The sequence below is a fragment of the Vibrio fujianensis genome (assembly GCF_002749895.1).
In the GTDB taxonomy this organism is placed as follows: Bacteria; Pseudomonadota; Gammaproteobacteria; order Enterobacterales; family Vibrionaceae; genus Vibrio; species Vibrio fujianensis.
Genome location: NZ_NBUS01000041.1, coordinates 164,442 through 166,398 on the forward strand (window position 1 = coordinate 164,442; position 1,957 = coordinate 166,398).

The following is a 1,957-nucleotide window of genomic DNA, read 5'->3' on the forward strand; positions in this document are numbered from 1 at the left end:
GGTTATGACATCACGGATCTTGCTAATTATGCGCAATTTGAAGAAGTTGCCCATTTGCTGTTGGTGGGGCATTTACCCACGCAAAGCGAATTGGATCAATATAAAACACGCCTTATTCGTCTACGTGGCTTACCCCAAGCGTTAAAAGACGTTTTGGAGAAAATTCCGCCCCAAGCACATCCCATGGATGTGATGCGTACCGGATGCTCTATGTTAGGCAATTTAGAGACAGAACAAGATTTTTCCCAACAGTTGGCGGCGACAGAGCGCCTATTGGCACTGTTCCCTGCCATGATCTGTTATTGGTATCGATTCAGTCATGATGGGGTGCGCATTGATACGGAAGAGATGAGTGAAGATTCCCTCGGTGGCTATTTCTTAAAGATGCTGACTGATGAGGCCCCCTGTGACTTATTCAAACAAGTTATGCACTGCTCACTGATCTTATACGCTGAGCATGAGTTTAATGCTTCGACTTTTTCAGCTCGTGTTTGCGCTTCAACGTTATCAGATTTGCACTCTTGTATTACTGGGGCGATAGGCACCTTGCGAGGGCCACTCCATGGCGGGGCGAATGAAGCCGCCATGGCGATGATTGAGCCGTGGTCAACACCCGATGAAGCGGAGCAAGAGCTCCTACAAATGTTGGAAAATAAAGAGAAGATCATGGGCTTTGGCCATGCAATTTACCGAGAAAGTGACCCGCGTAATGCGTTGATTAAACGCTGGTCAAAAGCGTTATCCGAACACGTTGGAGATACGCATCTTTATGCTGTTTCGGAGCGGGTGGAAGCGGTGATGAAGCGGGAGAAGGGGCTGTTCTGTAATGCCGATTTTTTTCATGCCTCGGCTTACCATTTTATGGGAATCCCAACCAAATTATTTACGCCTATTTTTGTTATGAGCCGTTTAACCGGATGGGCCGCACACCTCTATGAACAGCGCGCTAACAACCGCATTATTCGTCCGAGCGCCGATTATATCGGGCCAGATCACCAGCAATGGATTCCTATTGAACAGCGTGGTTAGTGTGCGGGAGTGACGGGTTATTGCTAGCCCGTCTTTGATGATTTTGGGAAATAACGATGATGAATAATCAATACAAAAAAACATTACCTGGTAGTCAAATTGAGTATTTTGATGCCCGTGAAGCCGTTAATGCCATTACTCCCGGTGCCTATGAAACGCTCCCTTATACGTCTCGTGTTCTTGCTGAAAACTTGGTGCGGCGTTGTGATCCACAAATCTTGGTTGATTCACTCAAACAGTTGATCGAACGTAAGCGTGATCTTGATTTTCCGTGGTATCCCGCTCGGGTGGTGTGCCATGACATTTTAGGGCAAACCGCTTTGGTGGATTTAGCCGGACTACGGGACGCCATTGCAGATCAAGGTGGCGATCCGGCCAATGTGAACCCTGTAGTAGAAACGCAGTTGATTGTTGACCACTCACTTGCGGTCGAACATGCCGGATTTGAGGTTGACGCTTTTGAGAAAAATCGAGCGATTGAAGAGCGTCGTAATGAAGACCGTTTCCACTTTATCGAATGGTGTAAAAATGCCTTTAAGAATGTCAACGTCATTCCGGCAGGTAATGGCATTATGCACCAGATCAATCTGGAAAAAATGTCGCCAGTGATTCAACTCAAAGAGGGGGTTGCTTATCCTGATACGTGTGTGGGTACCGATAGCCATACACCGCATGTGGATGCTTTGGGCGTGATTGCTATTGGCGTGGGGGGGCTAGAGGCTGAAACCGTCATGCTTGGACGCCCTTCTATGATGCGCTTACCCGATATTGTCGGTGTGAAATTAACCGGTAAACGTCAACCGGGGATCACTGCGACAGATATTGTGTTGGCACTCACCGAATTTTTGCGCCATGAGCGAGTGGTGTCGAGCTATCTTGAATTTTTTGGGGAAGGTGCGAAAGCGTTAACGATTGGTGATCGTGCCAC

At 47.7% G+C, this 1,957-nt stretch carries 2 protein-coding genes; both read left to right on the forward strand.

The annotated features are described in order from the left end of the window. Window positions 1-1,029: bifunctional 2-methylcitrate synthase/citrate synthase (gene prpC, locus B7C60_RS08040; protein WP_245868913.1), on the forward strand; the 1,029-nt coding region annotated here is incomplete at its 5' end. 59 nt (window positions 1,030-1,088) lie between these two features. Next, window positions 1,089-1,957 (forward strand): aconitase family protein (locus B7C60_RS18420; protein ID WP_245868916.1); only part of this gene is annotated, 869 nt, incomplete at its 3' end.